The organism is Luteimonas sp. WGS1318 (assembly GCF_043187535.1).
Lineage (GTDB): Bacteria > Pseudomonadota > Gammaproteobacteria > Xanthomonadales > Xanthomonadaceae > Luteimonas.
The window spans coordinates 3,618,457-3,634,538 of record NZ_CP171131.1 but is presented as its reverse complement, the minus strand read 5'-3'; the positions used below and the strand labels follow the sequence as shown (position 1 = coordinate 3,634,538).

General features: G+C 71.2%; 14 protein-coding genes. 8 read left to right on the top strand and 6 right to left on the bottom strand.

All coding sequences use genetic code 11. The features are described from left to right. Nucleotides 1–40 precede the first annotated feature (40 nt). Entirely contained in the window at nt 41–421 is a 381-nt protein-coding gene (locus tag ACF3M1_RS16575; protein WP_394002522.1) for a hypothetical protein, read from the bottom strand. Between the two features lie 254 nt (nt 422–675). Between ACF3M1_RS16575 and ACF3M1_RS16570 the strand changes: the two genes are divergently transcribed. Together ACF3M1_RS16570 and dbpA are read left to right on the top strand one after the other, a co-directional pair. Continuing rightward, complete coding sequence (locus ACF3M1_RS16570; protein WP_394002521.1) at nt 676–2,532, top strand: DUF885 domain-containing protein; 1,857 nt, start codon at nt 676–678, stop codon at nt 2,530–2,532. A 467-nt stretch (nt 2,533–2,999) separates the two neighbouring features. Beyond that, on the top strand, nt 3,000–4,382 hold the full coding sequence (gene dbpA / locus ACF3M1_RS16565; RefSeq protein ID WP_394002519.1) for an ATP-dependent RNA helicase DbpA: 1,383 nt from the start codon (nt 3,000–3,002) through the stop codon (nt 4,380–4,382). Between the two features lie 18 nt (nt 4,383–4,400). Here the strand turns inward: dbpA and adhP are convergent, their stop codons facing one another. Continuing rightward, complete coding sequence (gene adhP, locus ACF3M1_RS16560) at nt 4,401–5,429, bottom strand: alcohol dehydrogenase AdhP (RefSeq protein WP_394002517.1); 1,029 nt, start codon at nt 5,427–5,429, stop codon at nt 4,401–4,403. 369 nt (nt 5,430–5,798) lie between these two features. Between adhP and ACF3M1_RS16555 the strand changes: the two genes are divergently transcribed. Genes ACF3M1_RS16555 through lnt form a run of 3 tightly spaced genes read left to right on the top strand, consistent with a single transcriptional unit; the run spans nt 5,799 to nt 10,034 of the window. After that, a complete protein-coding gene (locus ACF3M1_RS16555) occupies nt 5,799–6,884 on the top strand; it encodes a hypothetical protein (protein WP_394002515.1) in 1,086 nt (361 codons plus the stop codon). Between the two features lie 20 nt (nt 6,885–6,904). Next, nucleotides 6,905–7,543: a hypothetical protein gene (locus ACF3M1_RS16550; protein ID WP_394002514.1), complete on the top strand. Its 639-nt coding sequence runs from the start codon at nt 6,905–6,907 to the stop codon at nt 7,541–7,543. 25 nt (nt 7,544–7,568) lie between these two features. Further along, on the top strand, nt 7,569–10,034 hold the full coding sequence (gene lnt, locus ACF3M1_RS16545; RefSeq protein WP_394002512.1) for an apolipoprotein N-acyltransferase: 2,466 nt from the start codon (nt 7,569–7,571) through the stop codon (nt 10,032–10,034). 181 nt (nt 10,035–10,215) lie between these two features. Here lnt and ACF3M1_RS16540 read toward each other — a convergent pair whose 3' ends face one another. After that, entirely contained in the window at nt 10,216–10,773 is a 558-nt protein-coding gene (locus ACF3M1_RS16540; protein ID WP_394002510.1) for a YaeQ family protein, read from the bottom strand. Nucleotides 10,774–10,944: 171 nt separating this feature from the next. Here ACF3M1_RS16540 and ACF3M1_RS16535 point away from each other — a divergent pair, with 171 nt between their 5' ends. The 3 genes from ACF3M1_RS16535 (at nt 10,945) to ACF3M1_RS16525 (ending at nt 13,682) form a co-directional block, all read left to right on the top strand. Beyond that, complete coding sequence (locus tag ACF3M1_RS16535) at nt 10,945–11,556, top strand: fasciclin domain-containing protein (RefSeq protein WP_394002509.1); 612 nt, start codon at nt 10,945–10,947, stop codon at nt 11,554–11,556. 399 nt (nt 11,557–11,955) lie between these two features. After that, entirely contained in the window at nt 11,956–12,501 is a 546-nt protein-coding gene (locus ACF3M1_RS16530) for a DUF1190 domain-containing protein (protein ID WP_394002507.1), read from the top strand. Beyond that, on the top strand, nt 12,501–13,682 hold the full coding sequence (locus ACF3M1_RS16525) for a glutathionylspermidine synthase family protein (RefSeq protein WP_394002505.1): 1,182 nt from the start codon (nt 12,501–12,503) through the stop codon (nt 13,680–13,682). The genes ACF3M1_RS16530 and ACF3M1_RS16525 overlap by 1 nt, the downstream gene beginning before the upstream one ends. A 15-nt stretch (nt 13,683–13,697) precedes the next feature. Here ACF3M1_RS16525 and ACF3M1_RS16520 read toward each other — a convergent pair whose 3' ends face one another. From ACF3M1_RS16520 to ACF3M1_RS16510, 3 genes are all read right to left on the bottom strand, one after another. Next, entirely contained in the window at nt 13,698–14,273 is a 576-nt protein-coding gene (locus ACF3M1_RS16520; protein ID WP_394002503.1) for a sigma factor, read from the bottom strand. A 112-nt stretch (nt 14,274–14,385) separates the two neighbouring features. After that, entirely contained in the window at nt 14,386–15,183 is a 798-nt protein-coding gene (locus tag ACF3M1_RS16515) for a putative DNA-binding domain-containing protein (RefSeq protein ID WP_394002501.1), read from the bottom strand. Continuing rightward, nucleotides 15,180–16,022 (bottom strand): DUF692 family multinuclear iron-containing protein, encoded by an 843-nt coding sequence (locus ACF3M1_RS16510; protein WP_394002499.1) that lies wholly within the window; start codon nt 16,020–16,022, stop codon nt 15,180–15,182. Before ACF3M1_RS16510 ends, ACF3M1_RS16515 begins: the two co-directional genes overlap by 4 nt. Nucleotides 16,023–16,082 lie beyond the last annotated feature (60 nt).

Here is a 16,082-nt window from a genome sequence, read left to right as displayed (position 1 = left end):
CAAGGGGGGCGCTATGGTAGCGCGCGGCCCGCCCGCAGATTCAGTGGCGATCGCCGGCCGACGGCGCCTCGCGCTGCTCGGAGGCGTTGAAGGTCTGGCTCAGCTCCGAGCGGGTCCAGGCGTCTTCGACCGCGCCGCGCGCCTCCACCCAGCCGAGACGGGACTGCCCACGCGCCGTGGTCCAGTCGCGCTCGAGCTGCTGTTCGACGTCTTCGAAGCGCTGGCCGGAATGCCGGCGCTGGCTGCGCTGGCCGAAGCGGTAGGCCGGCAGGTAATCGTCCCAGAGGCGGCCGACCGAGTAGTACGGCGCCTGGAGCAGGCCGTCCTGGTAACGCTCGGCCAGTGCCTCGTCGGTGTCGGCCTGGTCCGGCCCGCGGGTCGACGGGCTCAATTGCTGTTGCTGGCGGTTGGTCGGGGCCATGGGGTCAGTCCTGCATCGCGGCGCGTGTGCGTGGGAGGAAGGCGCGTTGGGTGCGACGCTGCTCTGCTGACGACGGACGTTACGGACCGCGCCGTGCGGCACCAGTGAAAAATTCGGTCGACCGTACGGTCTCGTGCAGCCGGCGTTCATCCCGTCTCGACGTCACTCGTGCCTCGCCGGCCGTGACATCCAGCAGGGGCGCGCGGCGGTGGCGCCGCGCAGAATGGCGGCTCGATCCGTTGATGGAGTGTCCGATGCGTCCCGCCCTCGCCTGCAGCACCCTGGCCCTGGCCCTGGCCCTGGCCGCCTGCGCCCCCGGCACGAACGACGCGCCCGCCGGCGCCACTGCCGCCGAGCAGGCGAAGAACGAGTCCGCCCGGCTCAACGCCTGGTTCGACACCCAGTACGAGGAACTGCTCCAGCTCAGCCCGCTGCAGATGACGGTGCTCGGCCGCAAGGACCGCTACGACGAGCTCGACGACGTCTCGCCCGAAGCCGATGCCCGCCGCCTGGCGTGGCTGAAGACCTCGGTCGAGACGATGGAGTCGACCTTCGACCGCGATGCGCTCGATGACGAAACCCGGCTGTCCTGGGACCTGTGGAAGCGCCAGTACGAAAGCGCCCGCGACGGCGAGGCGTTCCTCGTCGACCAGTACGTGTTCGACCAGATGAACGGCATGCACAGCCTGCTGCCGACCTTCCTGATCAATTTCCACAAGGTGGAGACCGAGCAGGACTACACGGCCTACATCGCCCGACTGAAGGCCGCGCCGCGGATGTTCGACCAGCTGATCGCCCGCGGTGAGGCCTCGGCCGCCGACGGCATCCGGCCGCCGAAGTTCGCGTTCGAAGGCGTGATCGACCAGTCGCGCAAGGTGATCGCCGGCGCGCCCTTCGACGACGGCGCACCCAGCGCGCTGTGGGCGGATCTCGAGGCCAAGGCCGCGGCCCTGGTCGAGGCCGGCACGATCGACGCCGCGCGCGCCGACGCGCTCAAGGCCGAGGCCCGTACCGCGCTGCTGGAGCAGGTCAAGCCCGCCTACGAGCGCGTCATCGCCTGGAGCGAGCGCGAGCTGCCGAACGCGCTGGAGAATCCGACCGGCGTGGGCGCCACCCATCCCAACGGCGCCGCCTACTACGCGTGGCAGCTGCGCGAGAACACCACCACCGGCATGAGCGCCGAGGAGATCCACCAGCTCGGCCTGGACGAGGTGGTCCGCCTGCGCGGCGAGATGGAGGCGGTCAAGGACCAGGTCGGGTTCGAAGGTGACCTCACCGCGTTCTTCGCCTTCATCAATACCGATCCGCAGTTCCGCTTCCCGAACATCGACGCCGGCCGCCAGGCCTACATCGACGGCGCCAGCGAGGCGATCGCCAACATCAAGCAGCATCTGCCCGAGTACTTCGGCCTGCTGCCGAAGGCGGACCTGGTGGTGCGCCGGGTCGAGGCCTTCCGCGAACAGGACGGCGCCGCCCAGCATTACTTCCCCGGCACGCCCGACGGCTCGCGTCCGGGCATCTACTACGCGCACCTGTCGGACATGGGCGCGATGCCCAAGACCGAGCTCGAGGTGATCGCATATCACGAGGGCCTGCCCGGCCATCACATGCAGATCGCGATCGCGCAGGAGCTCGAGGGCGTGCCGATGTTCCGCACCCAGTACTTCAGCACCGCCTATGCGGAGGGCTGGGGCCTGTATTCCGAATGGCTGGCCAAGGAGATGCCGGGCACCTACGAGGATCCGTATTCGGAGTACGGCCGGCTGATGTCGGAGATGTGGCGCGCGATCCGCCTGGTGGTCGACACCGGCATGCACGCCAAGGGCTGGACCGAGTCGCAGGCGGTCGAGTATTTCCAGCAGAACGCGTCGATTCCCGAGGCCGCGATCCGCTCCGAAGTGCGCCGCTACCTGATCATGCCGGGCCAGGCCACGGCCTATAAGGTCGGCATGATCAAGATCCAGCAGCTGCGCGCCAAGGCCGAGGCCGAGCTTGGGGACCGCTTCGACATCCGCGGCTTCCACGACACCATCCTCGGCGGCGGCGCGATGCCGCTGGACCTGCTGGAGCGCCGCGTCGACCAGTGGATCGCGACGAAGAAGGCCGGCTGACGCCGCACCGCGTCGCGTCGAGCACGACGGGGCCGGGCATTGCCCGGCCCTTTTTTGCGTGCGATACGGCGCGGCACCGTACATCCGGCCGCGCCGTCCATCGACCGGGCCCGATGCCCGGCGCGGACGCGCGCGCGCATCGGAACCGGGTTCGCGGCGTGTGCCCGATCGTCCGACCCTGGCGTGCCCGGCAGGCAGGCCCGCAGCCAAGTCGCCGACTGTAGGCGCGCGCTCGCGTGCGATCGGCGGGCCGGTCATGCCCGATCGCGCGCGAGCGCGTTCCTACAGTGAAGGGGGCGGACCGGACGGTCCCGCACCCAGGCTGCTGTGCGCAGGCGCGCGCTCGCGCGCGATGGGCTGTTGCGACTGCACCCACGCGCCCCGGATAGAAACGCGCACACCGCAGCGCCCGTGCGCGATCGGACACGGCAGATGTCGCGCGCCGCGCCACCTGCGATCATGCGCACATGACCGCATCCACCGAGTTCTCCAGCCTCGCGCTGACGCCCGCCCTGCTGCAGGGCGTCGACGCCCTGGGCTACACCGCGATGACGCCGATCCAGGCGCAGGCCCTGCCGCCGATCCTCGAAGGCCGCGACGTGCTGGCCCAGGCCCCCACCGGCAGCGGCAAGACCGCGGCCTTCGGCCTGGGCGTGCTGCACCGGATCGATCCGGCATTGATCGAGACCCAGGCGCTGGTGCTGTGCCCGACCCGCGAGCTGGCCGACCAGGTGGGCAAGCAGCTGCGCAAGCTCGCGCTCGGCATCCCGAACCTGAAGCTCTCGGTGCTGTGCGGCGGCATTCCGCTGGGCCCGCAGCTGGCGTCGCTGACCCATCCGCCGCATGTCGTCGTCGGCACGCCGGGGCGCATCCAGGAGCTGGCGAAGAAGAAGGCGCTGCATCTGCGCCACGTGCGCGCGCTGGTGCTCGACGAAGCCGACCGCATGCTCGACATGGGCTTCGAGGAGTCGATCCGCGACATCGTCAAGCGCGTGCCGCCGACGCGCCAGGGCCTGCTGTTCTCGGCCACGTTTCCCGATGCGATCCGCGATCTCGGCACCGCGATGCTGCGCGAACCGATGCAGATCGGGGTCGAGGGCGGTGCGCCCGCGCCGAAGATCGAACAGATCTTCCACGAGGTGGAGCCGGCGCGCCGCGCGCCGCAGCTGGCCGCGCTGCTGCTGCGTCATCGTCCGGAGTCGGCGGTGGTGTTCTGCAACACCCGCGCCGACGTCAACGAGGTCGCCGGCTCGCTCGCGCACTACGGCTTCGACGCGCTCGCGCTGCACGGCGACATGGAACAACGCGACCGCGACGAGGTGCTGGTGCGCTTCGCCAACCGCAGCTGCAACGTGCTGGTGGCCAGCGACGTCGCCGCGCGCGGGCTCGATGTCGAGGACATCGGCGCGGTGGTGAACTACGAACTGCCGCACGACGCCGACACCTACGTGCATCGCATCGGACGCACCGGTCGCGCTGGACGCACCGGGCTGGCGCTGAGCCTGGTCACACCGCGTGAACTGCCGCGCACCGCGCTCGTCGAAGAACAGTTCGGCGCACCGCTGCGCTGGGAGAAACTGCTGCCGCTCAGCGGCAAGGGCAGCGACGTGCCGGCCGCGCCGATGGTCACGCTTCGCATCGATGCCGGCCGCACCGACAAGCTGCGCCCGGGCGACATCGTCGGCGCGCTGACCGGCGAGGCCGGCCTGCACAAGGACGCGGTCGGCAAGATCGACGTCTTCGCCACGCGCAGCTATGTCGCCATCGCACGCGGCCAGGTCGGCCTCGCGCTGGGCCACCTGCAGGGCGGCAAGATCAAGGGCCGGCGTTTCCGCGTCGCGCGGATGTGAGCCCGCGCGCCGCCGCACTCATGCGGCGAAGTCGAGCACGATGCGGCCCTCGATCGTTCCGGCGTGCATGCGCGCTAACACGTCGTTGATGTTCTCCAGCCGCTCGGTCGCCACGGTCGCGCGCACCTGGCCCCGCGCCGCGAAGTCCAGCGACTCCTGCAGGTCCAGGCGCGTGCCGACGATCGAGCCGCGCACGGTCACGCCGCCCAGCACCAGGCCGAAGATGTCGAGCGGAAACGTGCCCGGCGGCAGCCCGTTGAGCGAGACCGTGCCACCGCGGCGGACCATGCCGACCGCCTGCTCGAACGCCTTCGGCGACACGGCCGTGACCAGCGCGCCATGCGCGCCGCCGATTTCCTTCTTGAGGTAGGCCACCGGATCGGTGGTCGCCGCATTGACCGTCACCGCTGCGCCGAGCCGTTCGGCCAGCCGCAGCTTGGCGTCGTCCACGTCCACCGCGGCGACGTTGAGGCCCATCGCCCGCGCGTACTGCACCGCCATGTGGCCGAGGCCGCCGATACCGGAGATCACCACCCAGTCGCCGGGTTTGGTGTCGGTGACCTTGAGTCCCTTGTAGACGGTGACGCCGGCGCACAGGATCGGCGCGATCTCGACGAAGCCGATCGACGCGGGCAGATGGCCGACGTAGCCGGCATCGGCGAGCGCGTACTCGGCGAAGCCGCCGTTGACCGAGTAGCCGGTGTTGCGCTGCGATTCGCACAGCGTCTCCCAGCCGCCGAGGCAGTGTTCGCAATGGCCGCAGGCCGAATACAGCCAGGGCACGCCGACCCGGTCGCCTTCGCGCACGTGCAGCACCCCGCTGCCGACCGCGACCACGTGGCCCACGCCTTCGTGGCCGGGAATGAAGGGCGGGTCGGGCTTGACCGGCCAGTCGCCCTCGGCCGCGTGCAGGTCGGTGTGGCAGACGCCGCAGGCCTCGATCCTGACCAGCACCTCACCCGGTCCGGGGCGCGGGACCTCGACTTCCTCGATCACCAGCGGCGCGCCGAACGCGCGCACCACGGCGGCTTTCATGGTTCTGTCCATCGTCGGAACTCCATCGGGTTCGGGTGGCCTCACCCTGCGCGCATCGGCGCCGCCTGGCGTTGATCCGGATCAAGGCGGCCGGGTCCGCGATGCGCGTGCGACGTGCACCGGCATCCAGGCCACCGTGCGCGTGCGGCGATGACGAGGGTGGGAGGAGTCGCGCCCGTCTGCGAACGCGCCGACCAACGGTCGCGCGCCCTGCTGCAGCGCAGAATGCGCGCCGCTGCGCCGTACGCTAGCGTCCGGTACGCGACGACAAGGGGGGACCCCGGCCAGCCGGCCCGGGTCCGGTCGCGGCAGTCGAAGTTCGATGTGCGTCATCGCCAGCGGGCAGCCGCCCCTGGCGCACACAGTCGAAGGGGAAACAGGATGCAGACCCGGTTCCGCAACGCGGCGTGTCGCGCGCTGCCCGTCGCCGTGCTGATGGCGCTGTGCGCGCCCGCCGCGGCCAATACGCTCAACCAGAACGTCTCGTGGACGATCGACCGCCCGGGCACGACCGCCAAGTACCGCATGGTCGCCTACGGGGATTCGATCTACGCCGGCTACAACGGCTCGATCAGCAATGCCGCGCGGTATTCCGCGCCGACGGTCAACGGCGAATACCTGGCCGCGCGCTGGAACGCCGACATCGAGACCATCCGCCGCACCAAGTCCGGCGCGGTCGCGCGCGACGTCTTCGAGAACAAGATCGTCGCCGAACGTTCGTACATGCAGGCCGCGTCCACGCGCGTGGTGACGTTCGAGATGTGCGGCAACGACGGCCTGCAGGCGCGCACGGCGTTCAAGTCCCAGGGCGGCACCTGCAACTACGCCGGGCTCGAGGCCGCGGTGAATTCATGTAAGACCTACGTCGCGCAATCGATGGACTACATCAACGCCAACGCGCATCCCAATACGCTGAAGATCATCTCCAACGTCTACTACCCGGGCTACGCCGCCGACAACGTGCAGAGCTCGTGCCGCGACGCGGGCACCGGGCAGACGGTCAACCTGCGTGACCGGTTCCTGCCGGCGCTGACCCGGATGAACTACTGGATGTGCGAGTACGCGCGGCAGAAGGGCTTCCAGTGCGCCGACAGCTTCGCCCAGTACATGGGCGCCGACTACGACAGCAACGGCGACGGCGTCGTCGATGCCGACGCGCTGCGCTGGGTGCCCGGCGAGAGCGAGGCCAGCTACCTGCAGCGCATCACCGTGACCCTGCGCGGCACGCTGCGCGACGCGAACACCAAGTTCGTCAGCGCCCAGAGTTCCTACGACTACATCCAGTCCGACGACGTGCATCCCACCTACACCGGCGGCACCGTCAGTGCCGGTCTCTGGGGCGGGACCACCGGCACCGGCGCGGCGCGCTACGGCAGCTTCACCAACGGCCGCAGCCCGATCTGGAACCAGTTCGGCCACGAGCGCATGGGTTGGGCGCTGTCGGTCTACAACCCGGCCACCCCGTGACCGCATCCGAGGAGACACCCATGACCGCATCCCGTACCCCGAACCCGCCCGACGCCGACGGCATCCACGTCACCGACACCGCGCGCGGGCGCGCCTCGACCTGGATGCTGGTGGCGACCGCGGTCGCGGTCGTCGGCGGCCTGGCCCTGTGGCGCTTGAGCACGCCCGATGCGGCGGCGGTCGCGGGCGATGCACCGCCGCGTGCGCCGGCCACCACCGAGGCGGGCGCGCGCGCGGGCTATGCCGCCACGGCGATGGCCGCGGTCGGCAAGGCGCGCCCGCTGCCGGGCGACGACCGCAACGACATCGCGGCCTATTTCCATCCCGGTGATCCCGAGCCGACCGGCGCCGAACTGATCACCGCGCTCAACGAGGCCGGCGTGCACACCGGCATCGCCGCGTTCAACCCGCCGGGCACCAGCCCCCCGCTGGAAGGCCTGGCGGTGCCCGAGGATTTCGCGCTGCCCGAGGGCTACGTGCGCCATCACCAGGCCACCGACGATGGCGAGGTCATCGAGCCGATCCTGATGTTCGCGCCCGATTTCGCCTTGCTCGATGCCGACGGCCAGCCGATCGACATGCCCGACAACCGGGTCGTGACCGCCGATCTCGCGCCGCCCGGCTTACCGCTGCGCCAGGTCCGCATTCCGGGGCAGTGACCCCCGGAGACGGGATCGCCCGGCGTTGAGCCCTGCACCGCGCCACCGCGCCGGCCTGCGCCATGCCGGCGGCATCCTGCTGTCCGCGGCGCTGTTCGCGGTGTACGCCCGCGTGCCGCAGGCCTGGGCGCTGGGCTTCGTCGCGCTGGTGCCGTGGCTGTGGGCGCTGGACGGCGGACGCGGGCTGCGCGCCGCGTTGCTGTCGGGCGCGGCGATGGCGGTCGCGTTCGTCGCGGGCGTGCTGGGCTGGTTCGGCGCGGCGATCGCCGCCTACATCGATGTCGGCGCCGTGCCCGCGACGGCCGCGTTGCTCGCACTGGCGCCGTTGCTGCAGCCACAGCTGATCGCCTACGCCATCGCGCGCCGGCTGGTCGCACGCCGGCACGGGTTCGCGCTGCGCGCGCTGGCCTCCGCGGCGGTGTGGGTCGCCTGCGAGGCGGTAGTGCCGAAGCTGTTCGGCGACACGCTCGGCCACGGCCTGCACGGCGCGGCGCTGCTGCGCCAGGGCGCCGATCTCGGCGGCGCCGCGGGCCTCACCGTGATCCTGCTGCTGGTCAACGACGCGCTCGCCTGCGCGCTGTCGCGCCGGCAGCGCGGTGCGCGGGCGTGGTCGCCGCCGCTGCTCGCCGGTGCGGCGCTGGTCGCGGCCCTCACCGGCTACGGTGCGTGGCGGCTGGACACGCTGCAGGCGGCGCCCGCGCCGGAGGGGCCGCCGCTGCGCGTGGCGATGGTGCAGGCGAGCATCACCGACTACGAACGGTTGCGCCGCGAGATCGGTGCCTACGGCGTGGTGCGCCATGTGCTCGACACGCACTACGCGCTGTCGTGGTCGGCGCTGCGTGACCATCAGGCCGATGTATTGCTGTGGTCGGAGACCGTCTATCCCACCACGTTCGGCCAGCCGCGCAGCGAGGACGGTGCGCTGCTCGATGCCGAGATCCGGGCCTTCGTCGACACCACGGGCGTGCCGCTGGTGTTCGGCAGCTACGACCGCGATGCCGCCGGGGAATACAACGCAGCGACGTTCGTCGAACCCGGCCGCGGCCTGATCGGCGCCTACCGCAAGACCCATCCGTTCCCGTTCACCGAACACGTGCCGCGCTGGCTCGACGGGCCGCGCCTGCGCGCCTGGCTGCCGTGGACGGGCAGCTGGCAGCCCGGGCACGGCGCACGCGTGATGCCGCTGCGCAGCCGCGACGGGCGCGAGGTCGACGTGGTGCCGCTGATCTGTCTCGACGACGTGCATCCGCAACTGGCGATCGACGGCGCGCGGCTGGGCGCGCAGGCGATTCTCGGCATGTCCAACGATTCCTGGTTCACCGCGCATCCGCTGGGCGCGCGGCTGCACCTCACCGTCGCCGCGTTCCGCAGCATCGAGACGCGCCTGCCGCAGGTGCGGGTGACCACGAACGGGCTCTCGGCGGTCATCGACGACACCGGCGCCGTGCAGGCGCAGACATCGATGGGCGACCAGGCGGTGTTGACGGCGTTCGTGCACGCGCAGGCGCCGCTGCCGACGCTGATGGTGCGCTGGGGCGACTGGGTCGGCCGCGCGGCGCTCGGGCTGTGGCTGGCCTGGGCGGGCGTGATCGCGATACGCGCGGCGTCGCGGCGCCTGCATCTGCGGCGCGGCGCAGCGGGCGCGCCGCAGGTGTATCTGCTGTCGACGTGGCCGCGCGGGGTGGTCATCGGCCTGCGCCTGATCGCCGCGGCGGGGCTGATCTGGCTGGCGTTCGACATGCTGCAGCGGACCGGCCTGCAGGTGGTCGCGCTGGCGCAGTTGAAGGTGTTCGCGGGCATGGTCGTGCTGCCACTGCTGGTGGCCGGCGCGGTGCTGCATCACAGCCGCGCGCGGATGACGATCGACGGCGCGCACCTGCGGCTGACGCAGCGGCGCCGGCGCATCGAGGTACCGATGACAGCCATCGCGGCGCTGCGCCCCTGGCGATGGCCGTGGCCCTTGGCCGGCCTGCGGCTCGAACTGGCCTCCGGACGCCCCTGGCATTTCGCGCTGGCGACGCCGCATCCGCGCGCAGTGCGCGATGCCCTGCAGGCCGGCAGCGTGCCGATGCGCGAGGCGGCGGGCCGCGCGACCGCACTCGGGCTCTACGCCGATGCGCGTGGCACCGCGCGACGTCCGGTGCTCGACCATCCCCTGCTCAAGTTCGGCCTGTTTCCGCTGCTGCCGGCGCTGGTCGCATTCCGTCTGCACCAGATCATCGCGTTCGGCGGTGCGTTCGGCGAATGGCAGACCTTCGGCGCCGGCGCGTGGTTCACCGCGCTGGGCATCTGGTGGGCGGCATGGTCGCTGGGCCTGATGCTGTTCGCCGCGGCACTGCGTGTGGCGATCGAGCCGGTCTGCCTGCTCGGTGCATGGCGCTGGTCGTCGCGCGCAACAGGGCTGCGTGAGCGTCTCGAACAGGGCGCCCGCTGGCTCTATTACGCCGGCGTGCCGCTGTGGCTGGCGTGGCGGTTGCTGGCCGCAGGCTGAGAGCAGGCAGGCGGCACAGGCGCCGACACGCGACCTGCGCCGGTTGCAGCGCGGGCGGAATCGCACAGGCCGCGGGCTGTCGCCATCAACAGGCCATCGCGTTCTTCGGCGCCGTCGCATACGCGCGTGCGCTGTATCACGCGCCGCGGTCCCGGAAGCCGGATGCAGGTGCGCTGCGCGCTCAGTCGGACGCGGATTTCGGCGCCAGCAGCACGCGCGGTGTCATCGCGACGTTGGCCTTGTCGCTCATCAGCTGCAGCTCGCCATCCTGGATCAGCGCGGTCAGTCGCATGCTCCGCTCGAGCAGCGCGGTGGCCGCCTCCAGCGCATCGGGGTCGAGGTCGATCACCGTGAGATTCTTCAGCCGCGACAGCACCGCCTGATTCTTCTCCCACCAGATCGCCGCGCTGCCGCCGCTGTAGCTGACCACCGCGATATCACGCGCACGTGCCGCGGCCTTGCGGATGCGCGTGTCGGTGGGCTGGCCGAGATCGATCCACTGCTCGATGTCGCCCGTGTAGTCGCGGCGCCACAGGTCGGCTTCGTCCTCGTTGCTGAGGCCGCGTCCGAATTCCAGCCGCTCGTCGGCGAACAGCACGAAGGCGATCAATCGCGCCATCAGCCGCACCGGCGTCTCGGACGGGTGCTGGGCCAGCGTGAGGTTGTGCTCGGCGTAGTACTGCCGGTCCATGTCGCTGACCTGCAGTTCGGCCTTGTAGATCGTCGCGTTGGGGGCCATGGCCACGCCTGTCGGAAACGGCGGGCAAGTGTACGGCCCGGCACCCGCGCGACGTGATGGATCCGTGATGAATCCGATTGCGCGCGTCGTTGCGTAAGTGCCTCCACGTGCCGCGCTGCGGCCGGTGTTGCCGTGGCTTTCCCCCGTTCGATCCATCCAGAGGAGTTCTCCATGAAACTGCATCTGCTCACCGCCAGCCTGCTGGCCTCGCTCGCCCTGACCGCCTGCCAGCAGGACACCGCCGCCGACACCGCGATGACCGATCCGGCCCCTGCCGCGCCGGCTGCCGTCGACACCATGGCCGCCCCCGACGCCGTGGCCGACGCGCCTGCGGCCGTCAGCGGCGACGTCGTCGACGGCGCGATCGCCTCGCCCGACCACACCACCCTGGTCGCCGCCGTGCAGGCCGCCGGTCTGGTCGACACGCTGAAGGGCACCGGCCCGTTCACTGTGTTCGCGCCCACCAATGCCGCGTTCGAGAAGCTGCCGGCGGGCACGGTCGACGGCCTGCTCAAGCCGGCCGCGAAGGACCAGCTGACCTCGGTGCTGACCTACCACGTGGTCGCCGGCAACGTCGACGCGGCCGAGCTGACCCGGCAGATCGAAGCCGGCGGCGGCACCGCCACGCTGACCACGGTGCAGGGCGGCACGCTGACCGCGCGCGTCGACGGCGGCAACGTCGTACTGACCGATGCCAAGGGCGGCACCTCGACGGTGACAGCGGCGGACCTGCGCCAGAGCAATGGCGTGATCCACGTGATCGACGCCGTGCTGATGCCGTAACGGAGGTCTGAAACACGCTGCGCCTGACCGTCATTCCCGCGACGGCGGGAATCCAGCGCCTTTGATGTTCAAGGCGTGAAGTCGCTGGATCCCCGACTGACTGGACATGCGTCCGTTGAAGGCCGCGGGGATGACCGCAGGTGTTCAGCCCTTCCTGAGTGCACCAGGCCGGGCGCTGCAACGCGGCGCTCCGTGGTACGGGCCACGTGGTGTCCTCGTCCGACCGCGTGTGTTCCGGAAGGCGGCCCGTCATGGGCCGCCTTTTTGTTGCGCATCACGGGCGCCCGTGGTGATGTCGCCGCAGCCCGTGCCCGATGCATCCACGTCTTTGTCCGGTGCTTTGCCCGCACTTCGTTCGCCGGGCATCATGTCGGGCTGGACTCGACTGGAATTTCGCGCATGAAGCGTTCCAAGACCACTGCCCTGCTGCTGATGGGCGCCGCGCCGCTGCTGTTCACCGCCTGCGAGCCGGGCCCGCCGACCGGCCAGCCGGACGTGGTCCAGGAAGGCCTCTACACCTCGGTCGAACGCTGCGCCGACGCCACCGGAGACGCCGCCACCTGCCGCGCCGCCTCGGACCACGCGCAGCAACAGGCCGCCGACGCCGCGCCGCAGTACGCGAGCCGCGCCGAATGCGAGCGTGACTACCCGGCCGAACAGTGCGCCGAGCAGCGCACCTCCACCGGGCATTCCTTCATCGGCCCGTTGATGACCGGATTCTTCCTGTCGCAGATGATGGGCCGCAACCGCCCGGGCATGGCGCCGCAGGCGCAGGCCGCGCCGGCGTTCCGCGACAACAGCAACGGCTGGCTGCGTTCGACCGGCGCACCGGCCGCAGGCCGCGCCGGCCTGACGCCGGTTGCGGCGACGCCGGACCGCGCGACGACGGTGAACCGCGGCGGTTTCGGCGCCTCGGGCCGCAACCGCAGCAGCGCCGGCGGCTGATGCGACGCGTTCCGATCGTCGAGCGCGGCGACTGGCGCGCGCGCGCCGCCGACAGCGGCTTCCGCTTCCACACCATCGACGGCGCACGCTACTGGGACGAACGCGCGTACTACGCGTTCACCCTGCCGCAGATCGAACGCGACCTCGAAGATCCCAGCGTCGAGCTGCACCAGATGGCGCTGGCGCTGGTCGACGAGGTCGCCGGCAGCGACGCGTTGATGCGACGCCTGGCGATTCCCGAACCGTTTCGCGACTGGATCGCCGAGAGCTGGCGCCGCCGTGACGGCCATCTCTACGGCCGCCTGGATTTCGCCTACGACGGCACCGGCCCGGCCAAGCTCTACGAACTCAATTACGACACGCCGACCTCGCTGTTCGAAGCCGCGTTCTTCCAGTGGCAGTGGCTCGAGGACCAGCGCGAATCCGGCCGCCTGCCGGCGACGGCCGACCAGTTCAACTCCATCCACGAGCAGCTGGTCGAGCGCTTCGCCGTGCTGTCGGCGCAGCTGCCGCCGCCGCTGGTGTTCGCGGCGATGCGCAGCTCCGAGGAAGACCAGGGCACGGTCGACTACCTGCGCGACTGCGCGGCGCAGGCGCACCTGCACGGCGCGGCGGTCGCGCTCGAGGACATCGGCCTGTCGGACGACGGCCGTTTCACCGATCCGGACGACATCGTCATCGGCGCGCTGTTCAAGCTGTATCCGCTCGAAGACCTGTTCGAGGACGACTTCGGCCGCGCGCTGCCCGGCTCCGGCCTGCGCCTGCTCGAGCCGCCGTGGAAAGCGCTGCTCAGCAACAAGGGCGTGCTGCCGCTGCTGTGGGAGCGCCACCGCGGCCATCCCAACCTGCTGGCTGCCGAGTTCGACGACGGCAGCGCATTGCCCGCGGGCTGGGTGCGCAAACCGCTGCATTCGCGCGAAGGCGCCAACGTCGCGATGCATATGGACGACGGCCGCTGGATTGAAAGCGCCGGCCCCTACGCCGGCCCGTGCATCCGCCAGGCCCTGCATCCGCTGCCGGACTTCGACGGCCACTATCCGTTGATCGGCAGCTGGATCGTCGGCGACGCGGCCTGCGGCATCGGCATCCGCGAAGACGATTCGCCGATCACCCGCGACAGTGCCCGCTTCGTGCCGCACGCGATCGTCGAGGATGGTGCGCGGAGCGTGTTCTACGCCTGATCCGTCGTCGCGCGCTCATGCATCGAGTGCGCGTCCGATCGCCGCGTCGCGGCCGTCCTCCACCGCACGCGCCAGCGCCGCCACGCCGCGGTGGATGTTGACCTTCACCAGGGACTCGGACTGGCCGGTCATGCGGCTCGCTTCGACGACGCTGTAGCCCTGCAGCTTGACCAGCCGGATGGCGATCGCCTGTGCCGGCTTGAGCGTCGCCAGCAGCGCATCGAGCAGCAGCGCGCCGTCGATCCCGTCGCGCGGATCGGTGGAGACGAGCTCGGGGTCGAGCGGTTCGTCCTGGCGGCGCAGGCCGCGCAGGCGGTCGATCCACTTGTAGCGCGCGATCGCCGCGATCCAGGGCCGCACGGGTTCGCCGGCCCGGTAGGTGTGGCGCTTTTCGTGCACTGCGATCAGTGCGTCCTGGGCCGCGTCGTCGACCATCGAGGCCGGCAGGCGATGGCGGTAATAGCTGCGCAGCCACGGACCGAGCTGGGACAGCAGGCGTGCGTAGGCGCGCGCGTCGCCGGCCTGCGCGGCCACGAGCAGCGTCTCCCAGCTGTCGGCGTCGGCCCCGCCGTCCGCCCGCGTCGTCACCATGGCCGGCCTCCCGCCTGCGCACGCGGAGAGTGTGGCGCATCGCTGCGGCGTGGACGCGCCGACTGCCGGCCCGACCGGCTGCAGGCGGGCGACCGGTGCCGCGCGGGTGCCGTCACCCGGCATCGCGGTCGCCGCGCACGGGCGGCAGCAGTGCGGCCAGCAGGCCCGCGTGCAGCCAGCCCGACAGCATCCCGCCCGCAATGCGGACGGCGTCGTCCTCGCCGTGCGCCGCCACGAGTCCGGTACACAGCGCGCCGTAGGACACGCCGTCCGCGATCTGGCGGAGCGCATCGCCTTCGCCCGGTGTCGCGCGGCGGCAGACCGGCTCGTCGTCCTCGCGCCAGACGACGACCTGCCCCGGCTGCGCGAGCACGGCGGCCTCGGGCGGCGTCCCGTCGCTAGCAAGCGCACGCCAGGCGGCGAGGCAGTCGGTGCGGATGTCGACGACCGCGAGTGCGGGCACCAGCCGCAGGCGCAGGCCGGCCCAGTCGTCGCCGTCGAAACCGGCCGCCGCGCGCTGGAAAGCCGCGGCATCCAGCAGGTGCGCGTCGCCCGCAGAGAAGACGCCATGCATCGCCCAGTCCAGCGCGGCGATGTCGGCGACGTCCGGTTCGTGCACGAACAGCGTGGCCAGCAGATCCGCGAAGCCCTCGCCGACCGCGTCCAGAGTCCAGCTGCCGGGTGGATGCTGGATCAGGAAATGCGCGGCCGCCGCGGTGAACGGCCCGTCGCCGACGCAGCGCCGCGTGCGCGCGAACGTGCTGCGCATCGCCTCGAGCTGGGCGCTGCGCGTGTTGTTGCGGTAGACCGCCAGCCCGCGCGCCATGTCGGGGCCCCAGTCGGGCGGCAGCGTCGTGGCCTCGTCGCACAGGGAGCCCATGAAGGTCGACTGCAGTGCGGCCAGGTTCATGCGGCGGCCTGCTGCTGCGGGGCGTCCAGTGCGAGCGCGCGCGCGCGGTCGAGTTCGTGTTCCAGGTCCTCGAGCGGCGGGATGTCGCCGTCGCGCTCGAGCATCGTCGCCACCGCACCGGGACATCGGGCGATCACGGAGCGGTAGAGGGCCCAGACCGCGTCGCAGACCGCGCGGTCGTGGGTGTCGATGTGCAGTTCGCCGGGGGTGTGGCCGGCCAGGTGGACCTGCCGCACCTGCGCCAGCGGCAGGCCGTCCATGTAGGCAGCCGCATCCCAGCCGTGGTTGCAGGCGCTGACGTAGACGTTGTTGACGTCCAGCAGCAGTCCGCAGCCCGTGCGGCGCGCCATCTCGGCGATGAACGCCCATTCGGTCATCGTGTCGTCGGGGAACCGGCAATAGCTCGACGGGTTCTCGAACAGCATCGTGCGCTCCAGCCGGGTCTGGGCGCGGTCGATGTTCGCGCAGACCAGGTCCAGTGTGCGGCGGGTGTAGGGCAGCGGTAGCAGGTCGTGGCTGTTGTGCGCCTGGGTCCGGGTCCAGCACAGGTGGTCGGACAGCCACAGTGGTTCGATCCGGTCGGCCAGCCGGCGCAGCCGCGTGAGGTAGGCATCGTCGAGGCCGTGCGCGGAGCCGACTGACAGCGAGACGCCGTGCAGCGCGACGGGCCAGTGCTGGCGGACGCGTTCCAGCGTCGCCATCGCGCGGCCGCCGTCGACCATGAAGTTCTCCGAGATCACCTCGACGAAATCCACGCGGGCGTCCCCGGCGAGAAAGCGCGGGTAATGCTCGCGGCGCATGCCCAGGCCGAACGTGCGGGCAGGTGGGATGGGCGGCATGTGCGGACTCCGGAGCAATGGGCACCCGCGTGCCGCGACGGGCACGCGGGTCGCCGGTGG